Annotated in this window: 12 protein-coding genes and 1 pseudogene; 10 read left to right on the forward strand and 3 right to left on the reverse strand. The window is 27.9% G+C overall.

The genetic code is table 11. The features are described from left to right. Positions 1–57: 57 nt before the first annotated feature. Both gwsS (ACH2BO_RS14075) and ACH2BO_RS14080 read left to right on the forward strand, forming a co-directional pair. The gene (gwsS, locus tag ACH2BO_RS14075) at positions 58–1,161 is read left to right on the forward strand and encodes a grasp-with-spasm system SPASM domain peptide maturase (RefSeq protein ID WP_395045368.1); all 1,104 of its coding nucleotides are present in this window, start codon (positions 58–60) and stop codon (positions 1,159–1,161) included. After that, a pseudogene (locus ACH2BO_RS14080) lies at positions 1,154–1,435 on the forward strand (cysteine peptidase family C39 domain-containing protein); the annotation flags it as partial. The gene gwsS (ACH2BO_RS14075) and the pseudogene ACH2BO_RS14080, both read left to right, overlap by 8 nt. Before the next feature lie 27 nt (positions 1,436–1,462). Here ACH2BO_RS14080 and ACH2BO_RS14085 read toward each other — a convergent pair. Further along, a complete protein-coding gene (locus tag ACH2BO_RS14085) occupies positions 1,463–1,810 on the reverse strand; it encodes a helix-turn-helix transcriptional regulator (RefSeq protein ID WP_395045369.1) in 348 nt (115 codons plus the stop codon). A 210-nt stretch (positions 1,811–2,020) separates the two neighbouring features. On the opposite strand from ACH2BO_RS14085, the gene ACH2BO_RS14090 reads away from it, so the two are divergent. From ACH2BO_RS14090 to ACH2BO_RS14115, 6 genes are all read left to right on the forward strand, one after another. Beyond that, the gene (locus ACH2BO_RS14090; RefSeq protein ID WP_395045370.1) at positions 2,021–2,272 is read left to right on the forward strand and encodes a TIGR04149 family rSAM-modified RiPP; all 252 of its coding nucleotides are present in this window, start codon (positions 2,021–2,023) and stop codon (positions 2,270–2,272) included. Between the two features lie 114 nt (positions 2,273–2,386). After that, on the forward strand, positions 2,387–4,117 hold the full coding sequence (locus ACH2BO_RS14095; protein ID WP_395045371.1) for a hypothetical protein: 1,731 nt from the start codon (positions 2,387–2,389) through the stop codon (positions 4,115–4,117). 9 nt (positions 4,118–4,126) lie between these two features. Further along, positions 4,127–5,053 carry a hypothetical protein gene (locus tag ACH2BO_RS14100; RefSeq protein WP_395045372.1) on the forward strand — a complete coding sequence of 309 codons (927 nt, stop codon included), beginning with the start codon at positions 4,127–4,129 and terminating at the stop codon, positions 5,051–5,053. Positions 5,054–5,205: 152 nt separating this feature from the next. Continuing rightward, positions 5,206–6,309: a grasp-with-spasm system SPASM domain peptide maturase gene (gwsS, locus tag ACH2BO_RS14105; RefSeq protein WP_395045373.1), complete on the forward strand. Its 1,104-nt coding sequence runs from the start codon at positions 5,206–5,208 to the stop codon at positions 6,307–6,309. Continuing rightward, on the forward strand, positions 6,302–8,503 hold the full coding sequence (locus ACH2BO_RS14110) for a peptidase domain-containing ABC transporter (protein ID WP_395045374.1): 2,202 nt from the start codon (positions 6,302–6,304) through the stop codon (positions 8,501–8,503). Before gwsS (ACH2BO_RS14105) ends, ACH2BO_RS14110 begins: the two co-directional genes overlap by 8 nt. A 53-nt stretch (positions 8,504–8,556) precedes the next feature. After that, positions 8,557–9,867 carry an HlyD family secretion protein gene (locus ACH2BO_RS14115; protein WP_395045375.1) on the forward strand — a complete coding sequence of 437 codons (1,311 nt, stop codon included), beginning with the start codon at positions 8,557–8,559 and terminating at the stop codon, positions 9,865–9,867. Here ACH2BO_RS14115 and xrtN read toward each other — a convergent pair. Both xrtN and ACH2BO_RS14125 read right to left on the reverse strand, forming a co-directional pair. Next, positions 9,858–11,105 (reverse strand): exosortase N, encoded by a 1,248-nt coding sequence (gene xrtN, locus ACH2BO_RS14120; protein WP_395045376.1) that lies wholly within the window; start codon positions 11,103–11,105, stop codon positions 9,858–9,860. The genes ACH2BO_RS14115 and xrtN overlap by 10 nt on opposite strands. 2 nt (positions 11,106–11,107) lie before the next feature. Then, the gene (locus ACH2BO_RS14125) at positions 11,108–13,609 is read right to left on the reverse strand and encodes an XrtN system VIT domain-containing protein (RefSeq protein WP_395045377.1); all 2,502 of its coding nucleotides are present in this window, start codon (positions 13,607–13,609) and stop codon (positions 11,108–11,110) included. 284 nt (positions 13,610–13,893) lie between these two features. Here ACH2BO_RS14125 and ACH2BO_RS14130 point away from each other — a divergent pair, with 284 nt between their 5' ends. Continuing rightward, entirely contained in the window at positions 13,894–16,158 is a 2,265-nt protein-coding gene (locus tag ACH2BO_RS14130) for an aconitate hydratase (protein ID WP_395045378.1), read from the forward strand. A 126-nt stretch (positions 16,159–16,284) separates the two neighbouring features. Continuing rightward, a partial coding sequence (locus ACH2BO_RS14135) for an RrF2 family transcriptional regulator (RefSeq protein WP_395045379.1) occupies positions 16,285–16,629 on the forward strand: 345 nt, incomplete at its 3' end.

The raw sequence follows: 16,629 nt of genomic DNA on the forward strand, positions 1-16,629 counted from the left end.
TGATAAGTTTTACGATATATATAAACCAAATAAGCCAACATCAAGATTTTAGTTAGTATGAGTTCAAATTTATATTTTAAAATATTTACAAATTGTATCGTTGTTAAAGGAGTTAATAGAAGTATTGTAGTTGATTTGCAAAGACAAAGTTTTACAACTATTCCAGATACAATGCATGAAGTTATAGAATTGTTTAATGCTAAAAAAAGTATTAATGAAATTTATAATTTGTATGAAGAAAATGAAAAAGAAGTTATTGATGAATATTTAGACTTTTTACTTGAAAATGAATTCGGTTTTTACACAGATTCAGATGAATTTGATAGATTTATTGACATGGATAAAAAGTTTGAACTTGCTTCACCAATATCCAATTCAATAATTGAAGTTTCAAATTTAACTTTATCAAATCTTGATAACATAATAGTAAGTCTAGGGAAATTATACTGTGTAAATCTTCAATTTGTATGTTATAATGAAATTGAACTTGATAACTTAAAAAAAATATTAGAAGCATCAAGAAATAGTGATTTTAGATCAATTGAATTAGTTTTAAAGTATTCTAATGTTGTTTTTGATTTTATATCTCAAATAGACAAATACAATTTTAGAATTACAGAACTAACATTTCATTCTTCATCAGGAAAAGATAAAGAAGTAATTGACCATACATTTGCAATAAATTTTCTTGATTATGAAATAAAAAACTTTGCTAATTGTGGCGTAGTTGACAATAAATATTTTGGTATAAATAAAGATAAAGTTCTAGAATCATTAAACCACAATTCCTGCCTTCACAAAAAACTTTCAATTGACAAAGACGGCAACATAAAAAACTGCCCATCTATGCCACAAAGTTTTGGCAACATAAAAGATACCACACTTGAAGAAGCACTAAATCATCCAGATTTTAAAAAATATTGGAATGTAAACAAAGACATGATAGCAGTATGCAAAGATTGCGAGTTTCGTCACATTTGTACCGATTGTCGTGCTTATACTGAACGAACCCATTTTGAAGAAGATATAGATTTATCAAAACCATTAAAATGTGGTTACAATCCTTATACTAACGAATGGGCAGAATGGAGCACAAATCCTTTAAAACAAAAAGCAATTGAATTTTATGGTATGCAAGATTTAGTAAAAAAAGATGCCTAAAAAATTTCCACATTACAATCAACCAGATTCAAAAGACTGCGGACCAACATGCCTAAAAATCATAGCCAAGCATTATAGCAAAACGCTAAACATCCAAACCTTACGTAATTATAGCGAAACCACTCGTGAAGGCAGTAATTTGTTAAACGTTTCTGATGCTGCCTAGAAAATTGGTTTTAGGTCGCTTGGCGTAAAATTAAGTTTGCAAAAATTGCACGAAGCACCATTACCATGTATTTTGCATTGGAATAGTCAACATTATGTGGTTTTGTATTAAGTAGGAAGTAGGAAGTTTTTAAAATCACTTTCTCAACTGCTCTTTTAACTGTTGGTTTTCTTCTTCGAGTTTTAAAATGTATTTTTTCATAGTTTCAAATACAAACTCTGATTGGGTATTAAAAATGTGATTGTTTCCAAAATTACCATGAGCATAATCACCATTTATTACATAAACACCATCTTCTGGTTCGTATATTTCATCTAAAGTAGTTTCAAGAATTTTTGCCATTTTATCCCATTCTTGTTTCGATATTTTGGTAACACCATTTTCTCTGCGATTATAATTCGAAGTTTCCATACCAAGTTTATAGGCAAACTCTTCTTGAGTAAACTTTTTTTCTCTAAAATCTTTAAGTCTTTGCTTTATCATTTTATTACTATTTGCACCAAAAATAACAATAATGCTCTAATTAGCATAATTTTTGCTTGAAATTGCATTTTTTATTTAAAAATAAACTTACAAATTTACATTAAGAAAATTATTCTTACATTCGTATATATAAAGTCTAGTGCACAAGAATTAGTATGCTTAATGTTTGAATAATTTTAAAATATTTATTAATCATTAATTTTATTAATTATGAAACTAGAAAGTTTAAAATTAGACAAGTTTAAAAACGATGCTTTAGAAAAAAAGCAGATGTTTTCTTTAAAAGGAGGAGTAGCTGATGCTGGTACAGTTACGCCTGCAGGACGCGGATCAGGTGTACATCCAACACTAGGTTATTATGAAGCGGATTATGGTTATGATTCAATAAGAGAAGGAGGAGTCGTTACTTATCATAATAGAACTAATTATACATATTATGGCATTAAACCAACCATAGCATAAAACAACAAAATAAAAAAAGATAAAAATTATCAAAAATTAGATATATTTTATATACAAGTCTAAATTATATTTGATTTAGACTTGTTTATAAGTTTATTTATTTAATAGAAAAAAATGAAATTTAAAATAATAATAAATACTATTGTAATAGTTAATCTTTTTATTGCAAATACATTTTTTGGACAAGACATTAAAATTTACAAACAAAAAGATTTTGTTAACAATAAAGTATTTGACAGTACTTATCATCTTTTGTGGTATAAAAGCAGGCCTTTTCCATCAATAAAAGACACTGTAGCTTATTTTATTGATGATAGAAATTATAAAGGAATTATAAATTATGGTGTAGAATTTAAAAGTAAAGACTTTAAAAACTTTACTTTTTCAGAGAATGTTTCAATGTACTTTTTAAATGTAGATTTTACTAAATCTAAATATAATATAATAGATAGTACTTTAGAAATAGAAGGTTATGTTAGTGGTGGATGGGGAGATGAAGAAAAAAATGGATGGAATAAAAACGAAAGTAATATTGAAATTTTTATAGGTGAAAAAATAGACACTAAAAGTCCTTGTTATTTTGATTTTTATGAAAAAAATAAAAACGTTGAAACAAGATTAAATAATAAAATTATTACCAACTTTGCCATATTAGATACTTTTCCTTCCTTCTATTTTAAAAATTACACTCATTATAAAACTACTTCAAAAGGTTTGCGTCCTTTTAAATTATTAGCAAAAGTTAATAAAAATTCAATTTTAGTATTTGGTTCATTTGCTTGTTACTCAGAAATTTATGACATTGGAGCTATGATTTTTTCTCCTAAAAAAAATAAAACTAAACAGAGAGTAAACAAAAGGGAAAAAGTTTTTAAGCCAATAATTATTAATAACAAATTAGTATCCAATATAGAAAAAGAAAAGAATTTAATACAAGCTATTAATTATTATACCTATTCTGAAAAAGCAGAAAACTTTATTTTACAAAAGCAGTATTCAAAAGCAAAAGAACAATACAATCTACTTAATTATAATTACCCTACTATATTTACGAGAGATATTCATAATGCTATTCGCTGTGCCATTTTATCTAGGGATTTAAAAACTGCTTTTTTCTGGGGTGAAAGATTAGCCGATAAAGGAGTGGGAATTCCCTATTTTAATGCTAAAATCTTTAAGGTTTTAAAAAAGAGTAATTATTGGACAGTTTTTAATATAAAATACGATTCACTGTTTAATGCAAATCAGAATAAATTAAACCTTAATTTGAAGTCAGATATAGAACAATTACTTAAAGAAGATCAAAATGATTATGGACTTGCAACAAGAAAAGAACCAAGAGCACTTTATGAAACTACAGAGAGAGTTACAGAAATGTTGATTGAATTACTAAGAAAAAAGGGTTATCCTTCAGAAGAAAAAATTGGCGCTTACACTAAAAATGATACTATCCTAGTTAACTCACCTAATTTTTATGTTTTAATTAGACATGCCATACAGCAAAAGCCAAAAAACTTAACTAAACTTAATGAATTACTCAATAAAAGTATTGATGATCTTGAGTATGATAGTAAAAGAAGTCCTAATAATATAATGGATTATAATTCTTGTTTTCATATTTATAAAGGCAATTTGTATAACGAAAAATCTTGTGGGAGTAATGATTTAATGATTAAGAAAATATTTTTTAAATTTAATAATCCGCATAATTTCATTATAGATAATGGTAATTTTGTGATATCTGAATACAACAAACAAAATCCAAAAGAATTTGATTTGTTTTACGAACAAAACTTCAATTTTATTATGAAACTTACAGATGACTGGGAGTTTTATGAAAAATAAATTTATAAGATGGTATTAATTTATAGTAAAGATGTTGATGATTTTGTAAATCAGGTTATTGATTGTTTAGATGATGATTTTATAAGAATTGGGGAATCTGATAAAATCATTATTGAAGAAATGGATTTTTGTAATGAATATAATTCATATATCATTAAAAATGAATATATGGAAAGTATGAACCTTGAGAAAATTAAAAGTGTTTGGTTCAATGGAGGATGCATTATTTCGGGGGATGATGATTATGAGAATAAATGTTATGAAATACTCAACGATGCTTTTATTTTGCAAAAGTCAATAAAGAAGATAGGAAAACGAATATCAGATTTTGAAACCAATCGACTCGATGTAATGATTGAAGCTAAAAGTCAAGGTCTCAAAATACCACATACTTTGATAACAAGTAGTAAATCACAACTAAAAATTTTTTATGATAAATATGAAAGTAAAAATGGAATTATATCTAAAAGAATTTTAGATAGTTATTTATATCAAGATGATGAGTTTTTATATAATTTTAATCTCACATTTCAGATAACATTAGAGATTCTTACTAAAATTCCAGATGAGTTTACTATTTCATTCTTTCAAGAAAAAATTATTGCTGATTTTGAAATTAGAGTTATTTATATTGATGGCCTTTTTTATTCTGTTTCCATGCACATTTTTGATCAAGTAATTGATTATAGAACAGAATTAAGAAACCCTAAAAATTTGAGAATGGTTCCTTTTAAATTACCATTATTAATCGAAGGAAAACTAGATAAAGTTTTTAAATTTTTTAATTTAAATTATGGTTCAGCTGATTTAATGTATAGTAATGGGGAATACTACTTTCTGGAAATAAACCCTACTGGACAAATTAGTTTTGTAAATAACGCGTGTAACTTTCATATAGAAAATGTATTGGCAAAAAAATTAAAAAATGAATATTAAAAAACCTGTTAATGTATTTAATGGGCTCAAGTCTACTATTCTTAGCCAAAATATTGAAAAACCTAAGAGTAATCTTGTAGCTATAAATGTTTATCAAAATTCAAGGAATATAACTAAGACAATTGTAAAACCAATTTCAAAAATAATATAATTTGATACATTCTAACTTCATTCTTTTTGCTGACTGTATTCCTGTTAAAGGATTTAATAGAAGTATTATTTGTGATATTCGAAACAATAAATATTATTTTATTCCCAATGGTTTATATGAGATATTAGAAGATTATAATGGAAAAACGATTGAAATAATAAAAAATAATTTTGGTCACGATTACGATGAAATAATTAATGAATATTTTGATTTTTTAATTGATAATAAAATTATTTTTTATAATTCAAATCCTGAATTGTTTCCAAAAATAGGTGTTGAATGGTCTTCTCCATCGTTAATAACTAACATTATTATCGATTTTAATGAAATTCTTCATGATTTTAAAAGTCTTATGACTCAATTCGAAATACTAAAATGTTCTCATGTTCAATTGCGTTTTTTTAAAAAAATTAGTGTTGAATATATTTCCATTATTCTACAATTATTAAAGAAAGAAAAATCTAGGGTTGTATCGATCGACTTCATAATACCTTTTTATAATTCCTCTATATTTGAAGAATTAAAAACACTTATATCAGATAATAGCAGAGTAAATACAATAATAATTTATAACTCACCTTATGATAAAAGCTATACATCTGTAAGTGGTGAAATGGGGAATGTTATGCAAGTAAAAAAAAATATTCTTAATGAGAAAAATTGTGGTATTGTGAATGAGAACTATTTTAATACAAACATTAAGTTATATACAGAATCCCACCACCACAATACTTGCCTCAACCGTAAAATATCCATAGACAAAAACGGCAACATAAAAAATTGTCCATCAATGCCACAAAGTTTTGGCAACATAAAAGATACCACTTTAGAAGAAGCACTAAAACATCCAGACTTTAAAAAATATTGGAATGTAAACAAAGACATGATAGCAGTATGCAAAGATTGCGAGTTTCGTCATATTTGCACTGATTGTCGTGCTTATACTGAACGAACCCATTTTGAAGAAGATATAGATTTATCAAAACCATTAAAATGTGGTTACAGTCCATACACCAACCAATGGGCAGAATGGAGTACCAATCCATTAAAAAATAAAGCAATTGAGTTTTATGGTATGCAAGATTTAGTAAAAAAAAATGCCTAAAAAATTTCCACATTACAATCAACCAGATTCAAAAGACTGCGGACCAACATGCCTAAAAATCATAGCCAAGCATTATGGCAAAACGCTTAACATCCAAACTTTAAGGACATACAGCGAAACCACTCGTGAAGGCAGTAATTTGCTTAATGTTTCTGATGCTGCCGAGAAAATTGGTTTTAGGTCGCTTGGTGTAAAATTAAGTTTACAAAAATTGCACGAAGCACCATTACCATGTATTTTGCATTGGAATAGTCAACATTATGTGGTTCTCTACAAAATAAGAAAAAACAACTATTACATTTCCGATCCAGCCATTGGATTAATAGAGTACAACCAAAAAGAATTCCTCAAATTTTGGATAGGTAACAATGCCAACGAAGATACCGAAGAAGGAATTGCTTTGCTAATTGAACCAACACCAATCTTTCGAAAAGCTCAAGGTGACAATGGTGATAAAGAAGAAAAATCGTTTGGGTTTTCGTTGCTTTTTAATTATATTTTACCCTATAAATCGTTTGTTTTTCAGTTAATAATTGGTTTATTGGCTGGAAGTTTATTGCAGCTTATCGTTCCTTTTTTAACACAAAGTGTGGTTGATGTTGGTATTCAAAACCAAAATATCCATTTTGTTTACATGGTTTTAATTGCTCAATTATTTTTATTTTTTGGTCGAACTGCACTAGAAGTCATTAGAAGTTGGATATTGTTGCATTTGTCATCACGAATAAACATTTCGTTAATTTCTGATTTTTTTATAAAATTAATGAACCTTCCAATTTCATTTTTTGATGTACGCATGACTGGCGATATCATGCAGCGAATAAACGACCATCATCGCATTGAACGAATATTAACTACTTCTTCATTGAGTGTTTTATTTTCAGTTATAAATATGTTTATTATGGGTGGCGTTTTGGCATACTATAATATGAAAATATTTATGGTTTTCTTTATTGGTAGTTTTCTTTATTTCTTGTGGGTAACCTTGTTTTTAAAACGACGAGAAAAACTAGATTACAAGCGTTTTGCCGAAGTTTCGCAAGAGCAAAGTAAAGTTATTGAACTCATAAATGGCATGCAAGAAATTAAATTGCACAATGCCGAAAAACAAAAACGTTGGGGTTGGGAATATATTCAAGCAAGATTATTTAAGGTTTCAATGAAAGCATTAATTTTAGAACAAACCCAAAGTATAGGTTCTAATTTTATTAATGAATTAAAAAATATTATTATCGTTTTCTTATCGGCTAAATTGGTTATTGATGGTCAAATTACACTTGGAATGATGATGGCAATTAGTAGTATTGTTGGTAGTTTAAACGGACCAATTATGCAACTAATTGGTTTTATTCGAGAAGCACAAGATGCCAAAATATCGTTGGCGCGACTCAGTGAAATTCATGATAAAGAAGACGAAACCCAAAACGATGATGAAAAAGTGCACGACATTCCAGAAGATGCCGATATTATTATTAAAGATTTATCATTTAGATATATTGGATCTGATGTTGCGGTTTTAGATAATTTAAGCTTAACAATTCCTGCCAATAAAATCACCGCAATTGTAGGCACAAGCGGAAGCGGAAAAACAACTTTAATGAAATTATTATTAAAGTTTTACGAACCAAATTCGGGTGAAATAAATGTTGGCAAAACTTCATTAAGTTCAATTGCTCAAAAAACCTGGCGTTACCATGTTGGAACAGTCATGCAAGAAGGTTATATTTTTAATGATACAATTGCCAACAATATTGCTATTGGAGTAGATGTAATTAATAAAGAAAAATTAATTTATGCATCAAATGTTGCCAATATTAAATCGTTTATTGAAGATTATCCACTTCGATATAATACCAAAATTGGAATGGAAGGAGTTGGCATGAGCACTGGACAAAAACAACGATTGTTAATTGCAAGAGCAGTTTATAAAGATCCTGAAATGTTATTTTTTGATGAAGCAACATCAGCACTTGATGCCAATAATGAAAAAGAAATAATGCAAAAACTAGATTTATTTTTTAAAAATAAAACCGTTGTGGTTATTGCACATCGATTGAGTACTGTTATGAACGCTAACCAAATTGTAGTTCTCGAAAAAGGAAAAATTGTTGAAGTTGGCAATCATCAAGAACTAATAAAATTAAAAGGAAATTATTATGAATTGGTGAAGAATCAATTGCAATTATGGACATAAGATTTTTGATTACCGATTTTTGATTATAGAAGTTAACTAGAAATATTAAAAAAATGCCACAACAAGAACAAAATAATTCCCAACTTCCATCTTCTAGCTTCCATCTTCGAAGCGAAGAAGTGCAAGAAATACTAACACGAGTGCCGCATTGGATGATTCGTTGGGGAAATATTGTTATTTTATTATTAGTGGTTTTAATGCTTGGTGTATCTTGGATTATAAAATATCCAGATATAATATCCACACAAATAGTAATTACAACAGAAATTCCGCCTGAAAAGTTGATTGCAAAAATGTCTGGAAAAATAGAAGTCATTTTAGTTAAAGACAGAACCATTGTTACTAAAAACACTCCATTAGCGGTAATCGAAAATTCGGCAAATTACAATGATGTTTTTTTGTTAAAAAGCATTGTTGATACTATTAGTTTTGATAAAAGTGTTTTTCCGTTTAAAAAATTAAAATCGCTTCAACTTGGCGATGTTGAAAGTTCGTATGCTTTATTTCAAAAAGAATACATTGCAGATCAACTCAATACCCAATTGCAACCTTATAAAGTTGAAGGAACAGCGCAAAGTTTTGAAGCCATTCAACTTAGAGAACGATTGGGTTTGTTACAATCTCAAAAAAGTATTAATCAAAGCGAAATTGAAATTCAAAAAAATGATTTACAACGTTATGAAACATTATATAAAAAAGGAATTATTGCTACCCAAGAAATAGAAAAACAGCGTTTAATTTTTTTACAATCTCAAAAAAATTTTAAAAGTATATTGAGTACGATTTCACAATTAAAATCATCATTAAACGATTTGAATAGAAATAGTAAAACTACACAAATCAATGAAAATAAAGAAAATGTAAATTTAGAAAGAAACGTTATTCAAGCATTTTATCAATTGAAGAAAGCTATAAAAGAATGGGAATTAAATTATGTTTTTCGTTCATCAATTGATGGTAAAGTAACTTTTTTACAACTTTGGGCCGAAAATCAAACTGTAAATTCTGGTGATAATGTTTTTACAATACTTCCAACAAACAAGAGTAATTATATTGGTAAAGTAAAAGCTGTTGCAAAAAATTCGGGTAAAATTAAAATAGGACAAGAAGTAAAGATACGTTTAGCCAATTATCCAGATGCAGAATTTGGATTGTTAAACGGAAAAGTAAAAGCCATTTCATTAACACCAGATAAAGAAGGAAATTTATTAATTGATATTTCTTTACCCAATGGATTAGAAACATCCTACAAGAAAAAAATTGTTTTTCAGCAAGAAATGTCTGGTATTGCTGATATTGTTACCCAAGATTTACGATTAATAGAAAGAGTATTGTATCAATTTAGAACTGTTTTTCAACGATGATTTGTAGATTTAATAACACTAACCTCATTAATCAACCGAATAGGTTTGTTATAAACAAGCTTCATAAACATCACTTCTACAAATGAAGTATATTTTTTATCGCCACATTCATACCACCAATAGGAATTATACAAAATATTGTTTTTCTCCATTTTATTAAACCATATTTTTTCGTTGTTAACTAGAATTTCTTTCGATTCAATTATTTTATAACCATTTCCAGTCCAGCAAATTAATGGTTTGTGTGATGGTGTTTTTATGTAAACTAGTTTGTCATTGGTTTCAATTTTATAAACTTCTTTGTTTACCCAAATACCTTTAGATTTATTGTAATTTTTATTGAGATTGGTTAATAAATCATAATTCTGTTCGTTTTTCATTTCTAAACTTGTTGCTAAAATAATTGTAAGAGTAATTATATTTGGCAATACTTTCATTTTAAAATCTGATGTAATCAATTCTCCTATTTTAGGTTTAAAATAACGAATTAAGAATAACATTGGTAAAACTTGATAAAGTATAAAACACAACAAACCAATAGTGTGATGAAGCATGTTTTCTTGAGTGAAATTGAGCAAAATTAAAGTTATTATTCTAAAATAATTAGAAATAATATTCAAAAAAACAATGATTAAACAAAAACCAATTATCTGAAAAACGCCATAATATTTCTTTTCTTTTTTCTCCTCTAATGTCAATAATATAGCACCAATTAAAAATCCAGTTTTAAACATTGATAAACCCATGCAAGCAGTATCAATAGTAATTTTTGCACCTTTAATGAAAAAGTTTACGCCTTCAATTTTGTCAATTGGTATAAAATTTCGCAATGCTAAATATACATTATAACATAAAGTTTGTTTAATTTCGGTGGTTAAATGTTCAAAAAATTTATTGAAAATAGACGAAAATAATAAAATACAAATGAAGGATATATAAGAGAATTTTCTAGTAAATAAATAATAAATTAAACACACAAATAGCATTAAAGATAAGAAATGCAAAGATTTTGTATGTAGTCGATAACTTATAAATTCAAGCAAGAATATCAAACCAATAAGTAAATAATTGATTTTAAAGTTTGTTTTTCTTCCGCCAATAATAAATAAAACTAACGAGAATAGTATTCCAAATAAATCGCTATTAAGCCCAAAAGCAACAACATTATAATTTGCTGCCAATAGACATAATATCGCAAAAATTGCAATTGCTTTTTTATTTTGAGATAAAAACTTCATGTTTATACTAGCTGTTTTTTGTGTTTTTTATAATAAAAAAACAATAAGCACAAACCAATAATAATCATCAACCATTCATGAGGTTCAGGAACTGCACCGTCATTATTTATTGAAGCATTTCCAAGTGTGTTCACATTTTTTTCAATACCATTTTTTACATAATCTTCATCCGTTTCCAGTACAATTAAAGACGATATTGGAGTAACAATATTAGCGTCTTTTGCCAACGAAACATAACTATTATTAGCCAAACTGTCTTGTTGAATTTTAACTTGTTCGTCTAGAACTTTACCAAAAGCGTACATTCTATAAATATGATTTGAACCATTATTTGTTGATGTTTCAGTTCTTGAATTTTCATGAATTGAAATATCAGATTGCTCAATATTAACACTATTTTCAGAGGTTTTAAAAGATAAAAACTGATTATCATTTACTAATGTTAAGCATTTTTTTAAATCACAATTTATAAATTCTACATATTTTTGTTCTTTAATAGTTTGCCAAAACGGATTTATTTCATCTGATATATTAATTATTTTAAGACGTTTATCTTTAGTTTCTAATTTTATTTTATTCAAATAATTGGATGTTTCTAATTCTTCAAAATTTGCAGAAAAACTTCCACTTTTTGTAATAACCAAACTGTTTTCGGGCAATTTATATAGCGGTAATAATGAGTAATGTAAATCTTCAAATTGTAATAAAACAGTTTCATAATTCTCTTTATTTATTTCCTCTTTTTGATTGTTAAAATAAGTAAAGTATTTTTTATTTTTCTGATTTACCAAAGTTGCAACTTCCTCTTCTGTCCAGGAACTATTCAAATCTAAAATAATCTCACTTGGAGTAAATTGAACGGTTTGTTTTTCAAGTTCTTTAATTTCATAAACTTTATCTTTCCATACAAATGCATTAGAAAAAACTTCATTGTTTAATGGCATTATTACTTCCCAATCATCCAATCCTGTTGATTTGTTGATGTAATATTTTTTATCTAATTCAAAATCTTTACTAGCTTCGAATTTCGAGTTTCCAACCATTTGAAGTCTAGAAATAGTTTCAGCATTAGAAATGTTTGGACCTTTAATATTCAAACTTTGGTACTTCATTTCTTTGTTTTCAACCTTCAATGGCGTAGTAAAACCACATTTAAAAGTTCTAGGTAATTCTTTACTAATAGGAAACACGCGCACTACAACTTTATTTCCTTCTTTCCACTGCATCAATGATGGATCACGAGCTTCAATGCCAACTATTTGTTTATATGCTTTTGTTGCTTTTTCTTTAGTTGTTAAAACACCTTTTCTTTCAACTCCATTTACCCATAATGAAAGCGAAGTGGCAACCGAACCTTCCGGTAATTGAAAAGAATAAATTGCTTCTTTTTGTCCCCATGAATCTTCGTTACAAGCAACATCCATAGTTATTTCGGTATATGCCAATCGGTTATTTGCAAATATCTTTACATCTTCTTTTATATTTTTAGTAATTAAATCGTTTCCGCTCCACAACTGTTCTTCGGTTTCTAAACGTTTATCAAAATTTGATTTTAATATATTTATTCTATCATCGGCACTTAAATCCAAATCTTCAGAAAATAAATAAGCAATATTTATAAACGGATTGTGCGTTTTTCTCTCATTATATTGTTTTCCTCCAAAATTATCGAAACCTCTAAATTCAAAAAAATTATCCGTAAATACATATACAATGTCTTTTTTCAAAAGAATTTCATTGAAAAAATTTGGTTTCAAATTTTGAGAAATTGTAATGTATGTTGGTAAATCATCATTTGTTTTTTCAAATGATTTTGTAATTGAATTTTTACTCATTTTAGTACTCTCATCACTCAATTTTAAAGTGAATAATGTTAATCCTAAAACTACTACTAGAATTCCAGAAGCAAACGAAATTAAATTATTTCTGTTTTCAGGAAGTATTTTTATTAATGTTATCGAATGAATTACAAAAACAATCATCGGAACTAATCCATAAAAACCCAATCCTAAAGCCAAAATTCCAATAAAAGAAATTGGAGCAAACGGAATTAGATAAATCATATAATATATAATCATCAAATAGGTTAAGCCATTGATGAAATAACAAAACATTAAACCTAACTTGTGTTTTAAATTGCTGTATATAATGAAGTTAGAAATACAAAAGATAAAAGTAATTAGGTAAACCCAAATTGGCAAATTTTCAAAAATATTGACGAAAATATTAGTGCAAAAACAACCAATAAACCAATTTAAAAACAGAAACGGAATTAAATGCAAGTACTTTGTTTTGTCTTTTAAAATTTTAAAACATAATATAATTCCATACAAAAATTCTATAATTAAACTTATAAAACATATAGATTCTAAAGCATCATTGTTGAATTTTATTCCCAATAACGAAATTATTAGCATAGTAATACTGAAAACAGTTACAACAATACTAACAGTTACACCTGTTTTGTTAGTGTAATTCATGACAAGTTCACTTATTTTTTTCATTCTTTAAAAAGTTATATTAAAAGTACTTTGAAATGCAAAGTTAAATATATTTTTCAATAACAATAATTATTTTGAAATTATTTTTATTTTTTTATATCTATAGATTAATTCAAAATTAACTATCATCATTTTTTGTGCTTATAAATGCGATTTCAATAATAATCATATAGGTAAATCTGTGTTTTCGTAAATTATTGAAAGCAATAAAGATATTTGACTAAAAATTTTTTAATAGTACAACGTTTTCGTAAATTTGCACTACAAACAAATTAACGATATTTATTATGGCTTTTGATATTGAAATGATTAAAAAAGTGTACGCAACAATGGCTGAACGTGTTGACAAAGCACGTATTATAGTTGGTCGTCCATTAACACTTTCAGAAAAGATTTTATACTCTCATTTATGGGATGGAAATTCTACGCAAGCTTTTACAAGAGGAAAAGATTATGTAGATTTTGCTCCAGATAGAGTTGCTTGTCAAGATGCAACCGCTCAAATGGCATTACTACAATTTATGCATGCCGGAAAAAAAACAGTTGCAGTGCCAACAACAGTTCATTGTGATCACTTAATTCTTGCAAAAGATGGTGCTAAATCTGATTTAGCTCTAGCCAATTCACAATCTAAAGAAGTTTTTGATTTTCTTTCTTCGGTATCCAATAAATACGGAATCGGTTTTTGGAAACCAGGTTCGGGAATTATTCACCAGATTGTTTTAGAAAATTATGCTTTTCCTGGTGGAATGATGATTGGTACCGATTCTCACACAGTTAATGCTGGTGGTTTGGGTATGTTGGCAATTGGAGTTGGTGGTGCAGATGCTGTTGATGTAATGTCTGGAATGTCATGGGAATTAAAATTTCCAAAATTAATAGGAGTGAAGTTAACAGGAAAATTAAACGGTTGGACATCTCCAAAAGATGTAATATTAAAAGTTGCAGAAATTCTTACTGTAAAAGGTGGAACTGGTGCAATAGTTGAATACTTTGGCGAAGGTGCAATCAATATGTCATGCACAGGTAAAGGAACAATTTGTAATATGGGCGCTGAAATTGGAGCAACAACTTCAACTTTTGGATATGATGATTCAATGAGAAGATATTTAGCAGCAACTGGTCGTCAAGATGTGGTTGATGCTGCAGACAAAGTTGCAAAACACCTAACTGGTGATGATGAAGTTTATGCAAATCCAAATCAATATTTTGATCAATTAATAGAAATAAATCTAACAGATTTAGAACCACATATTAATGGACCATTCACTCCAGATAGAGGAACTCCAGTTTCTAAAATGAAAGATGAAGCTATTAGAAACGGTTGGCCATTAAAAATTGAATGGGGATTAATTGGTTCATGTACCAATTCATCTTATGAAGATATGGCTCGTGCAGCATCAATTGTAGAACAAGCTGTTGCTCATGGAATTACTCCAAAAGCAGAATTTGGAATAAATCCTGGTTCAGAACAAATTAGATATACTATTGAAAGAGATGGAATTATAGCAACTTTTGAGAAAATGGGAACTAAAGTTTTCACAAATGCTTGTGGTCCATGTATTGGTCAATGGGATAGAGCAGGAGCAGAAAAAGAAGAAAAAAACACTATTGTTCATTCTTTTAATAGAAATTTTTCTAAACGTGCCGATGGAAATCCAAATACACATGCCTTCGTAACTTCGCCAGAAATGGTTGCTGCTTTGGCAATTTCTGGAGACTTAACTTTTAATCCAATAACAGATACTTTATTAAATGATAAAGGCGAAGCTGTAAAATTAAATCCTCCTCATGGTGATGAATTGCCAAAAAGAGGTTTTGATGTTGAAGATGCAGGATTTCAAGCTCCAGCAAAAGATGGAAGCGGAATTATAGTTGCAGTTTCTGAAACATCAGACAGATTACAACTTTTAGCTCCATTTGACGCTTGGGATGGAAAAAATATTACTGGAGCAAAATTATTAATTAAAGCTTTCGGAAAATGTACTACCGATCATATTTCTATGGCTGGACCATGGTTGCGTTTTCGTGGACATTTAGATAATATTTCAAATAATATGTTGATTGGTGCTGTAAATGCTTTTAATCAATTGGCTAATAAAGTTAAAAATCAATTAACTGGTCAATATGATACTGTTCCTGCTGTTGCAAGAGCATACAAAGCTGCAAATGTTCCTACAATTGTAGTTGGCGATCAAAATTATGGCGAAGGTTCATCAAGAGAACATGCAGCAATGGAACCAAGATTTTTAGGAGTAAAAGCAGTTTTAGTTAAATCATTTGCACGTATTCACGAAACAAATTTAAAGAAACAAGGAATGTTAGCTTTGACCTTTACCAACGAAGCCGATTATGATAAAATCAAAGAAAATGATACTATTAATTTCCTTGATTTAATAGATTTTGCACCAAATAAACCATTAACATTAGAGTTTTTGCATGATGATGGAAGTAAAGATATTATACTTGCTAATCATACTTATAATGAAAGTCAAATTGGTTGGTTTGTAGCTGGTTCTGCTTTGAATTTAATTGCAGCTGGAAAAGCTTAAATTTTATTCAAAACACATATAAATCCTTGAAGCAATTCAAGGATTTTTTTATAAAACAATAAAAAGATAAAAAACTCTTTTTATTTTTAAATAGTAGTATTACATTTGTAGCATAATTAAATATATATGTTTTCAAAATCTTGTGAATACGCAATAAAAGCGATGATATTTGTAGCTCAAAAATCAAAAGATGAAGTTAGAATAGGAGTGAAAGAAATCGCTAAAGGTATTGACGCACCAGAACATTTCATTGCAAAAATATTGCAAGATTTAGGTAAAAAAAAATTGATAAATTCTGTCAAAGGTCCAAATGGTGGATTTTATATGGATAAACAAAACTTAAAAAGTTCAATAGCTGATATTGTAAAAGCAATAGATGGTGACTCAATATATAAAGATTGCGTTATTGGATTAAAATTATGTTCAGAAAAAAATCCGTGTCCAGTTCATTTTGAATTTAAAGAAATAAAA

The organism is Flavobacterium sp. (assembly GCF_043773265.1).
Classification (GTDB): domain Bacteria; phylum Bacteroidota; class Bacteroidia; order Flavobacteriales; family Flavobacteriaceae; genus Flavobacterium.